General features: G+C 73.6%; 15 protein-coding genes. 6 read left to right on the plus strand and 9 right to left on the minus strand.

Going from position 1 to position 19787, the window contains the following annotated elements; translation table 11 throughout:
• Positions 1 to 107: 107 nt before the first annotated feature.
• The 9 genes from AC1UE5_RS13925 to AC1UE5_RS13965 all read right to left on the minus strand — a co-directional run bounded on the left by AC1UE5_RS13925 (position 108) and on the right by AC1UE5_RS13965 (position 12455).
• Positions 108 to 3866 carry a PIG-L family deacetylase gene (locus tag AC1UE5_RS13925; RefSeq protein ID WP_482924385.1) on the minus strand — a complete coding sequence of 1253 codons (3759 nt, stop codon included), beginning with the start codon at positions 3864 to 3866 and terminating at the stop codon, positions 108 to 110.
• 313 nt (positions 3867 to 4179) lie between these two features.
• Positions 4180 to 5232: an SIS domain-containing protein gene (locus tag AC1UE5_RS13930; RefSeq protein WP_482924387.1), complete on the minus strand. Its 1053-nt coding sequence runs from the start codon at positions 5230 to 5232 to the stop codon at positions 4180 to 4182.
• Positions 5229 to 6317 (minus strand): ABC transporter ATP-binding protein, encoded by a 1089-nt coding sequence (locus tag AC1UE5_RS13935; protein ID WP_482924390.1) that lies wholly within the window; start codon positions 6315 to 6317, stop codon positions 5229 to 5231. The genes AC1UE5_RS13930 and AC1UE5_RS13935 overlap by 4 nt, the downstream gene beginning before the upstream one ends.
• 7 nt (positions 6318 to 6324) lie before the next feature.
• Positions 6325 to 7143 carry a carbohydrate ABC transporter permease gene (locus AC1UE5_RS13940; protein WP_482924392.1) on the minus strand — a complete coding sequence of 273 codons (819 nt, stop codon included), beginning with the start codon at positions 7141 to 7143 and terminating at the stop codon, positions 6325 to 6327.
• A complete protein-coding gene (locus AC1UE5_RS13945; protein WP_482924394.1) occupies positions 7140 to 8087 on the minus strand; it encodes a carbohydrate ABC transporter permease in 948 nt (315 codons plus the stop codon). Before AC1UE5_RS13945 ends, AC1UE5_RS13940 begins: the two co-directional genes overlap by 4 nt.
• Complete coding sequence (locus AC1UE5_RS13950; RefSeq protein WP_482924396.1) at positions 8088 to 9434, minus strand: extracellular solute-binding protein; 1347 nt, start codon at positions 9432 to 9434, stop codon at positions 8088 to 8090.
• Complete coding sequence (locus AC1UE5_RS13955) at positions 9431 to 10351, minus strand: carbohydrate kinase family protein (RefSeq protein ID WP_482924398.1); 921 nt, start codon at positions 10349 to 10351, stop codon at positions 9431 to 9433. Before AC1UE5_RS13955 ends, AC1UE5_RS13950 begins: the two co-directional genes overlap by 4 nt.
• Positions 10348 to 11691 (minus strand): family 4 glycosyl hydrolase, encoded by a 1344-nt coding sequence (locus AC1UE5_RS13960; RefSeq protein WP_482924401.1) that lies wholly within the window; start codon positions 11689 to 11691, stop codon positions 10348 to 10350. The genes AC1UE5_RS13955 and AC1UE5_RS13960 overlap by 4 nt, the downstream gene beginning before the upstream one ends.
• Positions 11688 to 12455: a DeoR/GlpR family DNA-binding transcription regulator gene (locus AC1UE5_RS13965; protein ID WP_482924403.1), complete on the minus strand. Its 768-nt coding sequence runs from the start codon at positions 12453 to 12455 to the stop codon at positions 11688 to 11690. The genes AC1UE5_RS13960 and AC1UE5_RS13965 overlap by 4 nt, the downstream gene beginning before the upstream one ends.
• A gap of 168 nt (positions 12456 to 12623) precedes the next feature.
• On the opposite strand from AC1UE5_RS13965, the gene AC1UE5_RS13970 reads away from it, so the two are divergent.
• The 6 genes from AC1UE5_RS13970 to AC1UE5_RS13995 are packed head-to-tail and all read left to right on the plus strand — an operon-like array spanning position 12624 to position 19773.
• Positions 12624 to 13514, plus strand: coding sequence for a sugar phosphate isomerase/epimerase family protein (locus tag AC1UE5_RS13970; protein ID WP_482924405.1), 891 nt, complete (start codon positions 12624 to 12626; stop codon positions 13512 to 13514).
• Positions 13511 to 14536 carry an inositol 2-dehydrogenase gene (iolG, locus tag AC1UE5_RS13975; RefSeq protein WP_482924408.1) on the plus strand — a complete coding sequence of 342 codons (1026 nt, stop codon included), beginning with the start codon at positions 13511 to 13513 and terminating at the stop codon, positions 14534 to 14536. Before AC1UE5_RS13970 ends, iolG begins: the two co-directional genes overlap by 4 nt.
• Positions 14533 to 15498, plus strand: a complete 966-nt coding sequence (gene iolC, locus AC1UE5_RS13980) for a 5-dehydro-2-deoxygluconokinase (RefSeq protein WP_482924410.1) — start codon at positions 14533 to 14535, stop codon at positions 15496 to 15498. The genes iolG and iolC overlap by 4 nt, the downstream gene beginning before the upstream one ends.
• Positions 15495 to 17429, plus strand: coding sequence for a 3D-(3,5/4)-trihydroxycyclohexane-1,2-dione acylhydrolase (decyclizing) (iolD, locus tag AC1UE5_RS13985; protein ID WP_482924412.1), 1935 nt, complete (start codon positions 15495 to 15497; stop codon positions 17427 to 17429). Before iolC ends, iolD begins: the two co-directional genes overlap by 4 nt.
• Entirely contained in the window at positions 17426 to 18280 is an 855-nt protein-coding gene (iolB, locus tag AC1UE5_RS13990; protein ID WP_482924414.1) for a 5-deoxy-glucuronate isomerase, read from the plus strand. The genes iolD and iolB overlap by 4 nt, the downstream gene beginning before the upstream one ends.
• Positions 18277 to 19773 carry a CoA-acylating methylmalonate-semialdehyde dehydrogenase gene (locus tag AC1UE5_RS13995; RefSeq protein WP_482924416.1) on the plus strand — a complete coding sequence of 499 codons (1497 nt, stop codon included), beginning with the start codon at positions 18277 to 18279 and terminating at the stop codon, positions 19771 to 19773. The genes iolB and AC1UE5_RS13995 overlap by 4 nt, the downstream gene beginning before the upstream one ends.
• Positions 19774 to 19787 lie beyond the last annotated feature (14 nt).

Genomic DNA, 19787 nt, shown 5'->3' on the forward strand with positions numbered 1-19787 from the left:
CGCGCGCACGAGCTCGATCATCTTCGATCATTCGTATCAAAGACGGAGGACCCGACCGGGGGGAGATCGGGTCCTCCGCCTGTCTGCTCGGTGTGGGAGGAGGGGACCTACCGAGTCAGCTTCTTGCGGCCGTCATCGGCCTTGAGCGTGATCCGCTTGGTCGTCTTGCCGCTCGTGACGGTCACGACGACCTTCTGGGACGCCTTCAGGCGCTTGCCGGCCCGCACCGTCACCGCGAGCGTGCCCTTGCCGCTGCGCGACACGGACTTGCGCGCGCCCTGCAGCCGCACCGACATGCGGTACGCCTTGCGGCTCGACGCCTTCGCGTTGTCACTGCTGGTGCAGCGGACGGCCCGCGACTTCGACACCAGCTCGCAGCGGAGCAGGAGCACCGTCGCGGCGTCCTTGCCCGGGCGGCCCGCCGGACCCTGCGGCCCCGTCGGACCGGTCGGGCCTGCCGGACCCGCCGGGCCACCCGGACCCTGCGGCCCCGCGGGACCCTGCGGCCCGGCCGGGCCGGGCTCGGCCGGCGCGCTCACGGTCACCGTGCGCGGCTGGTAGTCGCCGTCGCCGGAGTAGACCGCCGTGACGCGCTTGCCCTCGACCCCGCTCACCGCGGTGGTCGTGAGCGAGGCGCGGCCGGCGCGGAGCTCGACCGGCCCGCCGACGTCCTGGCCGTCGACCTGGAACCGCACCTCGCCCGTCGGCGTGCCGGGCCACGGGTCGGTGCCCTCGACGCGCGCGGTCAGCAGGGCGGCGCCGCCGTCGGCGTCGTCCTGGGCGTCGCCGGCGATCGCCACACGGGCGAGCGGCAGGTCGAGCGCCTGCACGGCGCCGCCCGCGGTCTCGTACGCGACGAGCGCCGAGCCGTCGCGGGCGAGCCGCTCACGCTGCTGCGGCGTCAGCGGGATCGTCACCGTGTGGGTGCCCGGCGTGACCGCGACCTCGCGCTTCTCCACGACGCGGCCGCTCATGTCGGTCCCCCACGCCGGGACGGTCCCGTCGGTCGGGGCGCACGCCGTCAGGCCGTAGCTCGGCGGCGGGTCGTCCTTGGGCGAGCACGTCGTGTTCCACACCGGGATGTAGCCCTCGACGCCCGACCACAGGAACACCTGCGCGGTGCCGCTGCCGTTCGCGGTGAGCTGGAGCTCGGCTCCGGTCGCCGTCAGCGTCGACTTCGTGACCGTGACCCGGTTGCCCGCCGGAGCCGGCTCACGCCCGGCGATCGGCACCCCGTCGTAGGCGGACTGCGCGATCGTCTGCGGCGAGAGGACGCCGTTGAGGTTCGGGTTGGACACGTTCGGCGGGGGCGCCGTGGTCGGGCGGCCCACCGGCGGCGTGTAGCCCGGCAGCGTGGCCTTCCCCCACCGGTACGGGTCGGACTGGACGCTGCCGAACGTCGACCACCCGAGCCGGCTCTGGCCCTGGTCGATGTGCCGCAGGGTGTCGCCCGCGCCCGAGTTGTCGTCGTTGTCGTACGGGGTGATGTTGAGCCCCATGCGGTCGGGGTCGACCGCCGCCGGCAGCACCGACATGGGGATCTTCACCTCGAGGTTGTAGCCGCCACCCGCGTACGCGTGGCCGACCGTCGTCTCGTTGGAGCCGACCCACGTCGCGCTCGACGCGACCTGCACGCCGGGGGCGTTCGGGGCGCTGTCGACCGTGTCCTTGAGCGGACCGGTCGAGTAGCCCTGGTGGTTGTCGGCGTCACGCGACCAGCACGGGCCGTTGGCGCCGTTGCCGTTCGTGTTCTGCGGGTCGTTGGTGAACGGGAAGACGCCGAGCTTGAACGTCGACGCGGTGTCCTTGTTCTTCTCGGCGCTGTCGCCGCGCGGGTCGATCAGGATCTCGACCGAGTCGGCGAGCCAGTGCGCGACGCACTCCGACGGCTTCACCGCGTAGGACTGGAAGTCGTCCCGGACGCGGATGAAGAAGTACAGGTCGTCGCCGTGGCGGGCGACCTTGGCGTAGGTGCTGGTCGGGTCGCCCGGCGTGCCGGTCGAGCCGCAGTCGGTGCCGTTCGGGTCACACGCGGTGCCCTCCCAGACGCGACCGAGGTCGAGCGCGGGGCCGGTGTACTCGCCGGCGCCCTCCTGGGCGTTCAGCGTCGGCGCGGCGCTCTCCGCGGCGATGCTCGTCTTCGGGAGCAGCGACAGGCCGAGCGTCTCGGTGCCCGAGCCGCCGCTGTACGTGGTCTCGATCGTCGCGTTGGACGATTGGTTCGCGGGCAGCGTCGTGTGGTCGCTGGTGAGGGTGAAGGTGACCTTCGTGCTCTCGCCCGGGTCCACCGGGCCGTACGGCTTCGTCGCCTGGTCGACCGAGTAGCCGGAGGGGACCGTGAGCGTCACGTTCCCCGACTGCGCGGTCGTCGACCAGTTCTTGACGTCGACCGGGACCTGCACCGACTCACCCATCGGGATGGGCTTGAGCGCCGACGACAGGCCGACCTTCAGCGCGCGCGGCGCCGTGTTCGTGAGCCAGTCGTCGTACTCCTTCCACTTGCCCCAGCGCTCGAAGCGGCCCTCGACCGGCGAGACGACGCGGACGACCGTGTCGCTGTAGCCGGTGGCGCTGCCGGTGAGGAAGCGCGCGGCGATGCGGTAGTTCGTGTTGACCGTCGCGTTCGCGGCCGGCGTGACGGTGAACGTGACCGACGTCGTGCTGTCAGGGGCGACCGCGCCGATGTTCTTCGTGGTCTGGTCCGCCGTCCAGCCGGCAGGCAGCGTGAGCTGCACGCGGTTGTTGCTGTTGAGCGTGCCGACACCCGACTTGAGCTTCACCGTCACGTCGAACGGCGCGCCCGGCGCGTGGAAGAACCCGTCGTCGAGCTCGACGTACTGCAGCGTGCCGAGCGGCAGGCCGCCCGGGTCGGGGAGCGTCGCGCCGTAGAGGATCGCGTCGTCCGCGCCGGCGTCCTGGTTCGGCGTGCCGTCCGCGTTGAGGTTCGGCTGGAACGGGACGTACGCGTCGGTCTGGCCGAAGCGCGAGCAACCGCGCGGGGCCACGTCCTGGTACATGACGCGGCTCTGCGTCGGGTAGGCGCGCGTGCCCTCGAGGGCGACCTGCGCCCACGTCTTCTTCGAGCCCGCGGGCTGGCCCTGGACGTTGCCCTGCGGCCACGTGTACGGCGACTCGTAGCCGGTCCACACGCCGGCGACCGTGCTGAGGTTGTCAGCGGCGGGGGTGAACCCGGTCGTGCAGTGCGCGCGCTGCGTGGTGCCGCCGGCGCCGGTGGTCGAGCCCCCGGAGAAGACCTTCTTGACCTGCCACGTGCTCAGGGCGTTCGGGCCCGTGAGCTGCTCGGGGAACATCGTCGGGTCGGCCGCCGCCTTGACGCCCTCCCAGATGTAGCGGCCGGCCTGCTGGTGGTTGCCGTGGCCGGCGTTGAGCGACGGCGTGAAGCCGACGTAGACGTCGGGCTGCGTCATGCGGATGATCCGCGTGATGCGGCGCAGCGTCTCGTCCTGGCCCCAGAAGTCCTGGGTCAGCGGCGCGCTCGTGTTGTAGAAGAAGTCGACCCGGTCGAGGTTGAAGATGTCGACCGTCCCGGACCGGTAGTGCGCGACCCGGTCCTCGTTCTCGCGCCGCAGGCCGAGCTGCGGGCCGATCTCGCTGCCGACGGCGTTCCCGCCGCCCTCGCCGCGCGTGACCATGATGATCCCGCACTTGACGCCGTAGCGGTGATGCCACACACCGCACGGCCCGATGATGCTCGTGTCGTCGTCGGGATGGGCCCACTCGCCCATCACGTTGATCTTCACGGCCTTCGAGGCCTTGTACGGCGTCGCGGGCGCCGCCTGCGCGGGCCCTGCCGTCAACAGCGCTGCGACCACCGCGGCCGCCAGCACCACAACCAACCGTCTCACGCCTACTCCCCTCTCCCGAAGACCCGCGAACACTCGCGAACACCTTCGAACAGTTCCGGACAGGACCGGCACGCTAGGACGCGGTCAACACCGTGTCAAGCGGGAACCTGCGTCTCACATCTCCGAACACACGCGCGTGGCAGCCCCCACAACGCTCCCACCGTCCCGGCCGTCACGACGGCGGGAGGGAAACCGGCGTCCTACGCGCTCAACCCTCCCCTCGTTCCGCGCCCGGCACGTTGGGAGGGTCAGCGGGGCTACGCCGGGCAGGCGTGGTGCACGCCCACGCCCGGCGGCCCGCTGCGGGGCGCCGCTACGCGGCGGAGGTGACCTTGCGGAGGTGGCGCGGGGCGCCGGGGTCGAGGCCCTTGGCGAGCGCCAGGGAGACCGCGAAGAGCTGGCCCGGGAGGACCGAGAGGAGCGGGGCGAGGAGGGGGTCGGGGGCCGCGGGGGTCGGGACGCGGAAGGTCGCGTCGCCGAGGGCCTGCGCGGCCGCGCCGCTGGCCACGAGCGGGGCGCCGGCGTCGCGGGCGCGGGTAGCGGCCTCCTGCACCGCGGGGAGCGCCGCGTCGTCGGCCGCGACCGCCCACACGGGCAGCCGGGCGTCGAGCGCCGCGACCGGCCCGTGGGCCATCGCGGTGGCGCTCATCGCCTTCGCGCCGAGGTAGCAGACCTCGGTCAGCTTCAGCGCGATCTCGTCGGCCGTCGCGAGCTCGACGCCGCGGGCGACGACGTACATCCGCTCGAACGCCGCGAACGCCTCGGCGATGGGCTCCACCGCGGCGGCGAGCCCGTCGAGCGCGCCCTCCGCGGCCTCCGCCGTGGCGTGCAGGGCGGAGGCGAACGAGGGGCCGCGGGCGGCCGCGAAGGCGCCCAGCAGCGCGAGCGACGCCACCGTCGCGGTGTACGTCTTCGTCGCCGCGATCGACCGCTCGACCCCGGCCCCGACCAGCACGACGTGCTCGGCGGCCTCCGCGAGCGACGATCCCTCGCCGTTCGTCACCGCGACCGTCCGCGCGCCGGCCTCGCGCGCCCGCCGCAGCCAGGCGACCACGTCAGGCGTCTCACCGCTCTGCGAGATGCCGATCGCGAGCTCGCCCGGCGCCGCGGCCGGCGCGCCGTAGTACAGCGGCAGCGCCATCGAGTCGCGCAGCACCGTCCACCCGCACAGCAGCCGCAGCACGTACGACGCGTACGCGGCGGCGTGGTCGGACGTGCCGTGGGCGGCGATCCGCACCAGCGACGGCGGCGTCGCCGCGAGCAGCTCACCGAGCGACGCGAGCCCGTCCGGGGGCGACGCCGCGAGCGAGCGCCAGACGGCGGGCTGCTCGGCGATCTCCCCGCGCAGGACCTCGGCCGCGCTCACGCGACCCGCTCCGCGGCCGGCCGCGCCAGCGCGTCGCCGGTCTCGGCGTCGAAGAACCGCAGCGCCGACGCCTGCACGCCGAACGTCAGCTCGTCCCCGGGCAGCATCCGCGCCCGCCCGTCGTAGTGCACGACGAGCTGCGCGCTCCCCACGTCGACGCCGACGAACGTCTCGCGGCCGAGCGCCTCGACGAACGCCACGCGCCCGGACACCGGCCCGAGCAGCCCGGCATCCGGGTCCCACGGCCGCGCGCACTCCGGCCGCACGCCGACGGTCACGGAGGACGGCAGCGAGAGATCCGCCGGGAGGTCCAGCTCGATCTCGCCCGCGACCAGGCGCGAACCGTCCACCGACGCGTCGAAGAAGCTCATCGCCGGCGACCCGATGAACCCGCCGACGAACACGTTCGCCGGGTGCTCGTAGAGCTCCTCAGGCGTCCCGACCTGCACGAGCACGCCCTCGTTCATCACCGCGATCCGGTCGCCCATCGTCATCGCCTCGACCTGGTCGTGCGTGACGTAGACCGTCGTCGTGCGGACCTCCTGCTGGAGCCGCTTGATCTCGCCGCGCGTCTGCGTCCGCAGCTTCGCGTCGAGGTTCGACAGCGGCTCGTCCATCAGGAAGACCTGCGGATCGCGCACCAGCGCGCGACCCAGCGCCACGCGCTGCGCCTGGCCGCCGGAGAGCTGGCCCGGCTTGCGCGCGAGGTACTTGGTCAGGTCGAGCGCGGCCGCGGCCCGCTCCACCCGCGTCGTGACCTCGTCCTTCGGCGTCTTGCGCCGCCGCAGGCCGAACGCGAGGTTGTCGAACACCGTCATCTGCGGGTACAGCGCGTAGTCCTGGAAGACCATCGCGATGTCGCGCTCGCGCGGCGCCATCCGGTTGACGACCCGGTCGCCGATCCGCACCTCGCCCTCGGTGATCGACTCGAGCCCGGCGAGCATCCGCAGGGCGGTCGTCTTGCCCGAGCCGGACGGCCCGACGAGCACCATGAACTCGCCGTCGTCGATCGAGAGCGACAGGTCGCGCACGGCGGTCACGCCGCCGAAGCGCTTGTGGACACCGGTGAAGCTGACTGCAGCCATTTTCGAGCTACCCCTTGACGGCACCGGAGACCATGCCCCGGATGAAGTGGCGCTGGAGGAACACGTAGAGGACGACGATCGGCAGCGCGACGATGACCGCGCCGGCTGACAGGAGCGTGAGGTCGGCCTGGTTGCGGCCGAGGAAGAAGCTCAGGCCCAGCGGCGCCGTGCGCAGGCCCTCGTCGCTGACCATCACGAGCGCCAGCAGGAACTCGTTCCAGGTCCACATCGACAGCAGCACCGCCATCGTCAGGACGGCCGGGCGCGCGAGCGGCAGCAGCACGCGCCACAGCACGAACCACGAGGACGCGCCGTCGATCCGCGCGGCCTCCACGAGCGAGCGCGGGACCGAGCGGAAGAACGCCCGCATCCAGAACGTCCCGAACGCGATCGACGTCCCGAGCTGGGGCAGGATGAGCGCCCAGTAGGTGTCGGTCAGCTGCAGGTCGCGCAGGTCGTAGTAGAGCGGCACGATCGTCGCCTCCTGCGGGACCACGAGGCCCAGCAGGAAGAGGTAGAAGAGCACCTCCGAGCCGCGGAACCGCATCAGCCCGAACGCGTAGCCGGCGAGCACCGACAGCGCGATCGCGACCACGACGACCACGACCGTGACGAGCAGGCTCGACTGCAGGTAGTCGCCGAAGTTCGCCTGCTCCCACGCGCGGGAGAAGTTGGAGAAGCTCAGGCCGTCGGGCGTGCCGAAGTTCGCCGACGTGCCCTGCCGCTGCAGCGCGGTGACGACGATGCCGACGATCGGCAGGAGCGCGAAGAGCGAGAAGACGCCCAGCACCGCGTAGGTGAGGGCCTGGTCGCGGCGGCTGGTCACGACGCGGTCCCCCGCTCCCCGAGCTTGTTGATGCCGACGGTGATCGCGAAGATCAGCGCGGCGATCACGATGCCGACCGCGGCGGCCGAGCCGACCTGGCCGGTCTCGAACGCGCGCCGGTAGACCTGGAAGGCCGGGACCGACGTCGCGTCGCCCGGGCCGCCCTTCGTCGTGATGTAGACGAGGTCGAAGTTGCGCAGCGCCTGGATCGTCGTCAGCGTCGACGCGACCGCGATCTCGCCGCGCAGCCCCGGCAGCGTGACCGCGAAGAACTCGCGCACGGGCCCGGCGCCGTCGACGCGCGCGGCGTCGTAGAGCGAGGTCGGGATCTTCTGCACGCCGGCGGTGAGCAGCACCATCGTCAGGCCGAACATCACCCACGTGCCGATGAAGCCGACCGACGGCAGCGCGAGGTCGAAGTCGCCGAGCCACGACTTGGCCAGGCCGTCGAGGCCGACCGCGCGCAGCGTCTCGTTCAGCGGCCCCACGCCGGGGTCGTAGATCATCCGCCACATCACGGCGACGACGACGAGCGCCACCACCTGCGGCAGGAACAGGACGGTGCGGAAGAGCGCCAGGCCGCGGATGTGCGTCCGCGCGATCAGCCCCGCCAGCATCAGCCCGATGCAGACCGGGATGACCGCGTAGAAGACGACGAGGACGAGCGCATGGCCGAACGCCGCGCGGAGCCCCTCGTCGGCGAGGACGTCGCCGTAGTTGTCGAGCCCCACCCACTTGCCTGCCGTGACGCCGTCCCACTCGAACAGCGACAGGAAGAACGCATGTCCCAGCGGGAAGAGGACGAACGCCGCGAAGACGAGCAGCGCCGGGAGCAGGTACAGGTACCCGATCCGGCGCGGCTCGCCCGGTGGGCGCTCGTCGTCACGCCCACCGCGGATCGCACGGGCGACCGCGGAGGGCGTGACGATGGAGCGCGATGCCATCTAGCCCGCCGAGCTCGCGGACGCGACGGCGGACTGCATGCCCGACGTGAACTTCTGCGGGTCCTGCTTTCCGGCCAGCAGCTCCTGGATGCCCGCGGACACGTCGTCGTAGAACGTCGTGGTCGTGTAGTCCAGGTACGGCAGCAGGCCGTCCGCGTCGCCCAGCGACTTCCACGCGGCGAACACCTCGCCGAGCAGGGTGCCCTCGGGCTCCGGCGTCGGCAGGTTCATCGCCGGCAGGTTGTCCGTCGTCGTCAGGACCTGCGCCGCGTTCTCGTCGGTGAGGAAGTCGATGTACGCGGCAGCGACGTCCGGGTTCTTCGACTTCGACGTGATCGTGAACGGCAGGCCCTCGCCGCCCAGGGCTACCGGGTCGGCGCCGGCCTCGGTGCCGGGCAGGAGGAAGAAGCCGACGTCCTCGCCCATGCGGTCGGCCAGGTCGGCGACGAGCCACGTGCCCGCGATCAGGAACCGGCCCTTGCCGGACGCGAAGCGCTTCCACGCGGGGTCGTAGCCGACGCCGTTGAAGTCGGGCGTGAACATGTCGTCCTTCGCCCAGGTCTGCAGCTTCTCCGCCGCGGCCTGGAACTCGGGCGTGTCGAACGACGCGCCGTCGGCCTGGAAGACGAAGTCGCGGACGGCCTGCTTGTCGGCCTGCGTGCCGAGCACGGTCTCGTACTCGTGGATGCCCGGCCACTTGTCGAGGTTGCCGAACTGGATCGGCACGTCGCCCTCGGCCTTGGCCTCCTGCAGCTGCGCCTCGAACTCCTCGAGCGTCTCCGGGACCTTCGACACCTTCTTCTTGTTGTAGAAGACGCCGACGATCTCACCGACCTGGGAGAGGCCGTAGAGCTTGCCGGAGCCGAACTTCGCCCCGCCGTCCTCGAACTTGTTGAGGTTGGTCAGCAGCTCGGGGTAGCGCTCCTCCCAGCCGTAGACCTTCGCGTAGTCGTCGACCGGGCGGATGAGCTTGCCCTTGACGAGCTGGCCCATGACGCCGAGGCCCTGGTTGGCCTGCACGACGTCCGGCGCCTTGGGGCCGGAGACGGCGAGCTTCAGGGTCGTGTTGAGGTCCTCGAAGGACTTCGCGACACGCTCGATCTTGACGTTCGGGTACTTGGCCTCGAACTGCTTGTTGAGCTCCTTGATCTGCTTCGCCTGCCCGCCGCGGACCTCCTGGTCCCACACGGTGAGCGTGACGTCGCCGGCCTTGCTGATGTCCGGCTTGGCGGTCGCCTGCGCGGCGGGCTCGGCGCTCGAGTCCTCGTCGTCGCCGGGGCCGCAGCCGATCGCGAGCGCCATGACCCCGACGGCGATGGCGGTGCCGATCCTGCTTGGGAATCTCACCTGGACTCCTCCTCCTGGTGGTGCTGCTGTGTCGTGTGCCAGGCCGGGCGAACCAGGCCTCGATCGACGCCGGCCTGGATGAGCGCGGCGGCGGTGTGTGCGCCCGCGGCAGCGGTGCGGACGCGAACGGAGAGCGCGGCGTAGAGGACCGCCCAGGTCAGCCGCTCCTCCAGAGGAGCGCCGCCCAGGTCGGCCCACAGGTAGGCCGCGGCGAAGAGGTCGCCGGCGCCGGTCGTGTCGACCGCGTCGACCCGGACCCCGGGGACGCGCACGAGCCGGCCGTCCTCGACGGCGAGCGCGCCGTCGGGGCCGAGCGTGACGACGACGGTGCCGACGTGCGCGGCGAGCGCCTGCGCGGCCGCCTCGGTGTCGTCGACCCCGGCGAGGACGCGCGCCTCGCGCGCGTTGACGAGCAGCGCCCGCGCGCCGTCGAGTGCGGCGGGCGGCTTCCCGGCGAACGTGCGCGCGTCCTCGTCGCCGGCGGTCGCGTAGACCGTCGCGCCGGCGGGGGCGAGCGCCAGGTCGGTGATCGCGAGCACCACCGACGCCGGCGCGTGCTCGGCCAGGTCGGTGGCGCGCACGTCGCCCGCGGGAAGGTAGGAGGCCATCGCGCGCTCGCCGCCGACCGGCATCACCGCGGTCACCGCGGTGCGCTCGATCGTGCGCGACGGGTAGCGGACGCCCTCGGCGTCGAGCACCTCGCGGAGGAACGCGCCGTCGGCGTCGCGCCCGAGGGGGAACGCCATCGCCGCGCGCAGCCCGAGACGGGCCGCGCCGATGGCGACCGTGGCGCTCCCGCCAGGGGTGCGCAGGAGGTCCTCCGCGAACCGCTCCGCGCCGGGCTCGGGCACCGCCTCGAGCCCGACGAAGGTCAGGTCGAGGTACGCCGCGCCGCCCAGCGCGACGTCGACGCTCACGCTCCGAACGCCTCCCGGAGCTGCGGCAGCCGCTCCGCGTAGCCCTCGAAGATCTCGCGCGCGGTGGTGACCGACGGGACCAGCGGATGCAGCGCGAGCGCGCGGATCGCCAGGTCCTTCGACCGCGTCGTCGCGGCCTCGATCGTCGTGCGCTCGACGTCCTTCATCGTCTCCACGAGCGCGCGCGCGTGCGCGGGGACCTCGCCGACGGCGATCGGGACCGGGCCCGAGCGGCCGACGATGCACGGCACCTCGACCACGGCCTTCTCGTCGAGGAACGAGAGCGCGGAGCGGTTGGCCGTGTTGAGCGTGAGGACCTGGCGGCTGTTCAACGCGATCGCCTCGAGCACGGCCATGGCCTCGCTCTCGTAGCCGGCGTTCTCGTCGAGCTCGTGCTCGCACTGCACGCCGGCGGCCTGGCGGGCCTCGGCCATGTACGTGCGCTCGCGGTCGTGGCGCGTCGCGCGCCAGCGCTCGAGCGCGACGTCCGGCGCCTGCTTGCCCTCCGCGTAGAACGCGCGCTGCTGCTCGAGCAGGAAGGCGCCCCGGGACGTGGGGCTCTCGCGGATCGCGTTGACGGTGTCGGCACCGTAGTAGAAGTAGTAGAGGTACTCGTTCGGCACCATCCCGATGGCGCGCAGCCATTCACCGCCGAACAGCCGGCCCTCCTCGAACGTGCCGAGGCGCTCGTCGCTGGCGAGCAGCTCGCCCATCAGGTCGCCCTCGCTGTCGCGGACCCCCTGCAGCCAGCCGAGGTGGTTGAGGCCGAAGTACTCGAACCACAGGTCCTTGGCGTCGCGGTCGAGCGCGCGGGCCACGCGGCGGTAGAGGCCCGCCGGCGAGTCGCAGATGCCGACCGCGCGGTCGCCCATGACCTGCTGGACGGCCTCGGTCACCATGCCGGCCGGGTTCGTGAAGTTGATGAGCCAGGCGCCCGGCGCGCGGTCGCGGACGACCTCGGCCAGCTGCGTCATGACGGGGATCGTGCGGAGCGCGAAGCAGATGCCGCCCGGCCCCGTGGTCTCCTGGCCCAGCACGCCGAGGCCGAGCGGGACCTGCTCGTCGACCACGCGGCCCTCGAGCTGGCCGACGCGGATCGCGCAGAACACGAAGTCCGCGCCCTCGACGGCGTCGCCGAGGTCGGTCGTGGTGCGGAACGGGAGGCGCTCACCGTGCTCCTGCGCAAGGCCGTCGAGCACAGGTCCGATGCGGTCGAGCCGCTCCTGCTCCACGTCGTGCAGCACGACCTCCTCGAGCCCGAGCTTCGGGCCCGACGACAGGAGCGCCGTGTAGACGAGCGGCACCCTGAAGCCGCCCCCGCCGACGATTGCCAGCTTCATGCGATGGTCACCTCGACCCCGGCGTCTTCGATGTCCGCCCGCCGCGACGCCGGGGTGGCCGCGTCGGTGATCAGCTGATCGAGCTCCGGGAGGCCGCACACGCGGACCACCCCGGTCATGGAGAACTTGGCGGCGTCCGCCACCAGCACCGTCCGCCGCGCGGACGCGAGCATCGCCCGCTTGATCGGCACCTCGATCATGGTGGTGTCCCACAACGCGAGGGCCGGATCGACGGCGCTGGTGCCGAGGAACGCGACGTCCGCGCGGAGCTGACGCAGCGCGTCCTCGGCGAGGACGCCGACGAAGGAGCGGTAGTTGCGGCGCACGAGCCCGCCCGCGAGGACGATCTCGATGTCCTCGTCGCCGAGGAGCTCCTCGTAGACCGCCAGGTTGGTGGTGATGACGGTCACCCGGCGCCCGCGCAGGTGGCGGGCGACCTGGAGCGTCGTGGTGCCGATGTCGAGCATCACGGTCTGGCCGTCCTCGACGAGCGCCGCCGCGGCGGCGCCGATGCGGTCCTTGGCCGCGAGCCGGTCGACCGCGACCTCGTCGAACGCGCGCTCGCGCGTCGTGTCGAGCGCCCCGCCGTGGACGCGCTCGAGCTTGCCGTCCCGCGCCAGCAGGCGCAGGTCGCGGCGCACGGTCATCTCGGAGACGCCCAGGTCGCGGGCCAGGTCGGCGACGTGCACCGGCCCCGTCCGGACCGCACGGAGGATCCGCGTCCGGCGCGCGCCGGGCGCGGCAGGACCCTCGGGCGCAGCCATCAGCGCCGTCACGCCTTCCGTTCCAGGTGTTCGGTTCTGTTCACCAGCGTCTCCCCCGGCGGCATCGGCCGTTCGTGGCCTCCGTCCGCAGCGGCGGGCTGGACAATACAGCAACTTCGGACATCATGATGTGCGAATCTGTTCGGAACGGTGCGAAGGAAGGCGTTGATGGAGAGAGACCACACGACTGGCGGCCTGGCGGGCGCCCCGATCTCGTGGGGCGTCTGCGAGGTCCCCGGCTGGGGCGCGATGCTGCCGCCGGAGCGCGTGTTCGGCGAGATGGCGCAGCTCGGGCTGCGCGCGACCGAGCTCGGCCCCGTCGACGACTACCTGCCGCTGGATCCGGCCGGCATCCGCGCCGCGCTGGAGCCGCACGGGCTGCGGCTGCTGGGCGGCTTCGTGCCGCTCGTGCTGCACGAGGCGTCGGTGGCGCCGGCGCTGGAGCAGGCGCGCCCGATCGCCGAGGCGATGGCCGCGGCCGGCGCCGACACGTTCGTGCTGGCGATCGTCGGCGAGGGCTGGTCCGTGCCGGAGCTCGACCCGGCCGGCTGGCGGCGCGTCGCAGCCCACACCGAGGCGGTCGCGGAGCTGACCGCGGGCCTCGGGCTGACGACCGTGATCCACCCGCACCAGGGGACGCTGATCGAGCAGGCCGACGACATCGAGCGGCTCGCGACGTCGACCGACGTGGCGTGGTGCCTCGACCCGGGCCACCTCGGCCTCGGCGGCTACGACGCCCGGGACTTCCTGCGCAACCACGGCGACCGTGTCGGCCACGTCCACCTCAAGGACGTCGACCTGGAGATCGCCGGGCGCCTGAACGCCGGCGAGCTGACGCTGATGGCCGCCGTCCAGCAGGGCCTCTTCCGCCCGCTCGGCCAGGGCGACGCGCACATCGGCGAGGTCGTCGGGCTGCTGCAGGAGCAGGGCTACGACGGCTGGCTCGTGCTCGAGCAGGACTGCGCGATCACGGGCGCCGAGCCCGCGCCGGGCGAGGGCCCGTACCGCGACGCCGAGGCGAGCCTCGACTTCCTCGCGACGTTGGGGGTGACGCCGTGAGCGCCTCGCTGGGCATCGGGGTCCTCGGCCTCGGCCGCATCGGGCGCCTGCACGCCGACCTCCTCCAGCGTCGCGTCGCCGGCGCGCACGTCGCCGCGGTCTACGACCCGCGCGCCGACGCCGCCCAGACGGCGGCCGACGAGCTCGGCGTCCCGCTCGCCGCGTCGGCCGAGGAGCTGCTCACGCGGCCGGGCGTCGACGCGATCGCGATCTGCACGAGCACCGACACGCACGTCGACCTGATCCTCGCCGCTGCCGCCGCGGGCAAGCCGATCTTCTGCGAGAAGCCGGTGTCGCTCGACCTCGCCGCGGTCGACCGCGTGGAGGCCGCCGTCGCGGCCGCGGGCGTGCCGTTCCACATCGGCTTCAACCGCCGCTTCGACCCGTCGCACGCCGCCGTCCGCGCGGCCGTCGACAGCGGGACGGTCGGCGAGCCCGAGCTGGTCCGCATCACCAGCCGCGACCCCGAGCCGCCGCCGCTCGACTACATCCCCGGCTCCGGGGGGCTGTTCCTCGACATGACCGTCCACGACTTCGACATGGCGCGCTTCATCGCGGGCAGCGAGGTCGTGTCGGTGTCCGCGCACGGCAAGCGGCTCGTGCTGCCGGAGGTCGACGACGTCGACACCGCGGTCGTGACGCTCGAGCACGCCAGCGGCTGCCTGACCGCGATCGACAACAGCCGCCGCGCGACGTACGGCTACGACCAGCGCGTCGAGGTCCACGGCTCGCGCGGGATGGCGGCGTCCGAGGACCCGCACACGCACACCGGCCTCGTCCGGACCGCCACCGGCACGGTGACCGCGCCGCTGCCGTTCTTCTTCCTGGAGCGGTACGTGCCGAGCTACGCGGCGCAGTGGGACGCGTTCGTCGTCGCGGTCCGCACCGCGACGGCGCCGCCCGCGGGCGTGGCCGACGCGCGCGCCGCGCTCGTCGCGGGGCTCGCCGCGCAGCGCTCGCTGCAGGAGCGGCGCCCGGTCGCCGTCGCCGAGCTGGACCCGGCCGCGGGGGCGGCGGCATGACCGAGCCCGCGTTCGACCTCCTCACGATGGGCCGCGTCGGCGTCGACCTGTACCCGCAGCAGTCGGGTGTCGGGCTCGCCGACGTGGCGACGTTCGCCAAGTCGCTCGGCGGCAGCCCGACGAACGTCGCGGTCGCCGCGGCGCGTCTCGGGCGGCGCAGCGCGGTCATCACCAAGGTCGGCGACGACGCGTTCGGCGGCTACGTCCGCGCGGCGCTGGCCGGCTTCGGCGTCGACCCGCGCTACGTCGGCACCGACCCGGAGCTGCGCACGCCGATCACGTTCTGCGAGCTGCACCCGCCGGACCACTTCCCGCTCCTCTTCTACCGCGAGCCGAGCGCGCCCGACCTGCAGCTGCGCTCCGACGAGCTGCCGCTCGACGCGATCGAGGACGCGCGCATCCTCTGGACGACCGGCACCGGCCTGTCCGAGGAGCCGAGCCGCGCCGCGACGCTGCTGGCGCTCGCGCACCGGCAGACGGCGAACCCCGAGGGGATCACGATCCACGACCTCGACCACCGGCCGATGTTCTGGGCCGACGCGGACGAGGCCGGCCGCTGGGCCCGCGCGGCGCTGCGCTACGCGACCGTCGCGGTGGGCAACCGCGAGGAGGTCGAGGTGGCCGTCGGCACGCGCGACCCCGAGGAGGCGGCGAGCGCGCTGCTGGCGCTGGGCGTCAAGGTGGCGATCGTCAAGCGCGGCCCTGAGGGCGTGCTCGTGGCGACGGAAGACGGCCGGTGGGACGTCGAGCCGGTCCCGGTCGACGTGGTCAACGGGCTGGGCGCGGGCGACGCGTTCGGCGGCGCGCTGTGCCACGGCCTGCTCGCCGGCTGGTCCCCGGACCGCGCGGTGCGGCTCGCCAACGCCGCGGGCGCGTACGTCGCCGGCCAGCTCGCCTGCGCCGACGCGATGCCGACGCCGGAGCAGCTCGGCGCCCTCGCGGGCGTGGAGGTGACGGCATGAGCGGCGGCACGGTCCGGCTGACGGTCGCGCAGGCGCTCGTCCGCTTCCTCGCCAACCAGCACGTCGAGCGCGACGGCGTCCGCGAGCGGTTCTTCGCGGGCTGCCTGGGCATCTTCGGCCACGGCAACGTCGCCGGCCTGGGCGAGGCGCTGCTCGCCACCCGCGACGCCTTCCCCTACGTGTCCGGGCGCAACGAGCAGGCGCTCGTGCACGTCGCGGCCGGGTACGCGCGCCAGCGCGACCGGCTCGGCGCGTACGCGGTGACGACCTCGATCGGCCCGGGCGCGACGAACCTCGTGACCGGCGCGGCGCTGGCGACGATCAACCGCCTGCCCGTGCTGCTGCTGCCCGGCGACACGTTCGCCACGCGCGCGCCGCACCCGGTCCTGCAGCAGCTCGAGGCGGTCGGCGACGGGACGGTGTCGGTCAACGACGCGCTGCGCCCGGTGTCGCGCTACTTCGACCGGATCGAGCGGCCCGAGCAGCTCGTGTCGGCGGCGCTGGAGGCGATGCGCGTCCTCACCGACCCGGCCGAGACCGGCGCGGTGACGCTCGCCCTGCCGCAGGACGTGCAGGCCGAGGCGTTCGACTGGGACCCGGCCTTCCTGGCCGAGCGGACGTGGCTCGTCCAGCGTCAGCCGCCCGCGCCCGAGGGCCTCGCGCGCGCGGTGGAACTGATCCGCGGCGCCGAGCGCCCGCTGATCGTGGCCGGCGGCGGGGTGATCTACGCGCATGCGACGGACGCGCTGCGCGCCTTCGTGGAGCAGACCGGCATCCCGGTCGGCGAGACGCACGCGGGCCGCGGCGCGCTCACCTCCGACCACCCCGGCGCGCTCGGCGCGATCGGCGCGACGGGCACCGCGGCGGCCAACCGGCTCGCCCGCGAGGCCGACGTCGTGATCGGCATCGGCACGCGGTGGAGCGACTTCACGACCGCGTCGAAGTCCGCGTTCCAGGACCCGGACGTGCGGTTCGTCAACGTCAACGTCTGCGCGATGGACGCGGCGAAGCACAGCGGCGTCCAGCTGCTGGCCGACGCGCGCGTGGCGCTCGAGGCGCTGTCGAACGCGCTCGCTGGGCACCGCGCGCCGGCGGCGTGGGTCGCCCGGGCGGCGGACGAGCAGGCGCAGTGGGCCGTCGAGGTCGCGCGCCTCGTCGCCCCGGACGCCGCCACGCCCCTGCGCCAGGCGACGGTCATCGGCGCCGTCAACGACGCGGCGGGCGAGACCGGCGTCGTCGTCCAGGCGGCGGGCTCGATGCCGGGCGACCTGCACAAGCTGTGGCGCGCCCGCGACCCGCAGGGCAAGAGCTACCACGTCGAGTACGGCTACTCGTGCATGGGCTACGAGATCCCGGGCGGGATGGGCGTCAAGCTCGCCGCGCCCGAGCGGCCCGTGTTCGTGCTCGTCGGCGACGGCTCGTACCTCATGCAGCCGGGCGAGCTGGCGACCGCGGTCGCCGAGCGCATCCCGATCGTCCTCGTCGTCGTCGAGAACCACGGCTACGCGTCGATCGGGTCGCTGTCGCGGTCGGTCGGCGCCGACGGGTTCGGCACCCACCACCGGGCGGACGGCACCGGCGCCGCGGACGTCCTCGACGGGCCGGGCGGCGACGCGCTCGCCGCGCCCGCCACCGCGCTCCCGGTCGACCTCGCCGCCAACGTCGCGAGCTTCGGCATCCCGGTCGCGCGCGTGCGCACGCACGAGGAGCTGACCGCGGCCCTCGCCGACGCGACGGCGACGACCGCCGGCGGAGGCGGGCCGGTCGCGATCCACGTCGAGGTCGACCGCTACGCGGGCGTCCCGTCGTACGAGAGCTGGTGGGACGTGCCGGTCGCCGAGGAGTCCGAGCGCCAGTCCGTGCGCGACGCGCGCGCCACGTACGAGACCGACCGCCGGCGTCAGCGGGCGTACCTGGGAGGCCAGGCGTGAGCGAGATCCTCGTCCGTCCCAGCGGCGACGTCGCCGCCGACGGCACGATCGTCACCGTCACCCCGGAGTCCGCGGGCTGGCGGTACGTCGGGTTCGAGGCGCTCGCGCTCCGTCCCGGCCAGGCCGCCGCGCGCGACCTGGCCGGCCGCGAGTGCTGCGTCGTCGTGCTGTCGGGCCGCGTCGACGTCCGCTCGCCCCACGGCGACTGGCGCGCGCTCGGCGGCCGCGACGACGTCTTCGACGGCCCGCCCGAGGCGGCGTACCTGCCGCCCGGCGGCGAGCTCGTCGTCACCGGCTGCGGGCAGCGCCCCGCCGAGGTCGGCCTGTGCTTCGCGCCGGCCGAGAAGGGCGCCGAGGCCCGCGTGCTCCCGCGCGACGGCGTCAAGGTCGCCCGCCGCGGCTACGACGTGCACGAGCGGATCGTCCACGACGTGCTGATGGGCGGCCAGGCCGCCGAGCGACTGCTGGTGACCGAGGTCGTCACGCCGTCGGGCCACTGGTCGAGCTACCCGCCGCACAAGCACGACCGCGACGTGCTCCCCGAGGAGTCGTACCTCGAGGAGACCTACTACCACCGCGTCACGCCGCCCGACGGGTTCGGGCTGCAGCGGGTCTACACCGACGACCGCTCGCTCGACGAGACGGTCGCGGTGCAGGACCGCGACGTGGTGCTCGTGCCGCGCGGCTACCACGCGGTCGCGGCGCCGCCCGGCGTCGCGCTCCACTACCTGAACGTCATGGCCGGCCCGAGCCGCGCGTGGGCGTTCACCGACGACCCGGCGCTCGCGTGGACCCGCGCGGAGGGCGCCACCACCGACCTCCCGATCCCGAAGGAGCACCCCCGGCCGTGACCGCGACCGCCCCCGCCCGCACGCTCGACAACTACGTCGGCGGCGCCTGGACCCCGGCGACCGCCGCCGGGCGCCTCGCCGTCGAGAACCCCGCGACCGGCGCGGTGATCGCCCAGGTCCCGCTGTCCGGCGCGGCCGACGTGGACGCCGCCGTCGCCGCGGCCCGCGCGGCGCTGCCGGCCTGGCGCGACGTCAACGTGATCGAGCGCGCGCGGCGGCTGTTCGCCCTGCGCGAGGCGCTGTCGGCGCGCCGCGAGGATCTCGCCCGCTCGGTCACCCGCGAGATGGGCAAGACGATCGGCGACGCGCGCGCCGAGGTCGGCCGCGCCATCGAGATGGTCGAGGCCGCGTGCGCGATCCCGACCACGATGCAGGGCCGCATCCTGGAGGACGTCTCGCGCGGCATCGACGCCGCGACGATCCGCCAGCCGGTCGGCGTCTGCGCGGCGATCGCGCCGTTCAACTTCCCGATGATGGTGCCGTTCTGGTTCCTGCCCTTCGCGATCGGGTGCGGCAACACGTTCGTGCTCAAGCCGTCCGAGCAGGTGCCCATGACGCAGGAGCTCGTGTTCGAGATCCTCGACGGGCTCGACCTGCCGCCCGGCGTGGTCAACCTCGTCAACGGCGGCCGCGAGGTCGTCGAGTCGCTGCTCGACCACCCGGGCATCGACGCGATCTCGTTCGTCGGGTCGGCGCCGGTCGCCAAGCTCGTGTACGAGCGCGCGGCCAAGAGCGGCAAGCGCGTCCAGGCGCTCGGCGGCGCGAAGAACCACATGGTCGTCATGCCGGACGCGGTCATCGACAAGACCGTCGCGGGGCTCGTCGCTTCGGGCTTCGGCGCCGCCGGCCAGCGGTGCATGGCGGGGTCGGTCGTCGTCACGGTGGGCGACGCGCACGAGCGCCTGGTCGGGCCGCTGGTCGAGGCGACCCGCGCGCTGGCCGTCGGCGACGGCGCCGACGAGGGCACGGACGTCGGCCCGGTCGTCTCGTGCGCGGCGCGCGACCGCATCGCGGCGTGGATCGACCGCGCCGAGGCCGCGGGCGCGACGGTCGCCGTCGACGGCCGCGCGGCCGCGACGGGTGAGGGCGCGTTCCTCGGCCCGACGATCCTCACCGACGTCACCCCGGACATGGAGATCGCGCAGGAGGAGGTCTTCGGGCCGGTCCTCGCGATCGTCCGCGCGGACACGCTCGACGACGCGATCGCGATCGTCAACGCGAGCCGGTTCGGCAACGGGACGTCGATCTTCACCGAGTCCGGCGCGGCCGTCCGCCGCTACCAGCACGACGTCGAGGCCGGCATGGTCGGCGTGAACATCGGCGTCGCCGCGCCGGTGGCGTTCTTCCCGTTCTCGGGCTGGAAGGACTCGTTCCTGGGCGACCTGCACGCGCACGGCCCGGACGCCGTCGAGTTCTTCACCCGCAAGAAGACCGTGACCAGCCGCTTCTTCTCAGACGGCCAGGGCACCGGCACCTACTTCGTCGAGCACTGACCCCAAGGACCCGC

Source organism: Parviterribacter multiflagellatus, from assembly GCF_056863265.1.

Bases quoted from the DNA above. Each gene is read 5' to 3' on its own strand.
- iolC (WP_482924410.1), top strand. From the start codon at position 14,533: ATGACCGAGCCCGCGTTCGACCTCCTCACGATGGGCCGCGTCGGCGTC.
- iolD (WP_482924412.1), top strand. From the start codon at position 15,495: ATGAGCGGCGGCACGGTCCGGCTGACGGTCGCGCAGGCGCTCGTCCGC.
- AC1UE5_RS13970 (WP_482924405.1), top strand. From the start codon at position 12,624: ATGGAGAGAGACCACACGACTGGCGGCCTGGCGGGCGCCCCGATCTCG.
- AC1UE5_RS13965 (WP_482924403.1), bottom strand. From the start codon at position 12,455: ATGGCTGCGCCCGAGGGTCCTGCCGCGCCCGGCGCGCGCCGGACGCGG.
- AC1UE5_RS13945 (WP_482924394.1), bottom strand. From the start codon at position 8,087: ATGGCATCGCGCTCCATCGTCACGCCCTCCGCGGTCGCCCGTGCGATC.
- AC1UE5_RS13960 (WP_482924401.1), bottom strand. From the start codon at position 11,691: ATGAAGCTGGCAATCGTCGGCGGGGGCGGCTTCAGGGTGCCGCTCGTC.
- AC1UE5_RS13935 (WP_482924390.1), bottom strand. From the start codon at position 6,317: ATGGCTGCAGTCAGCTTCACCGGTGTCCACAAGCGCTTCGGCGGCGTG.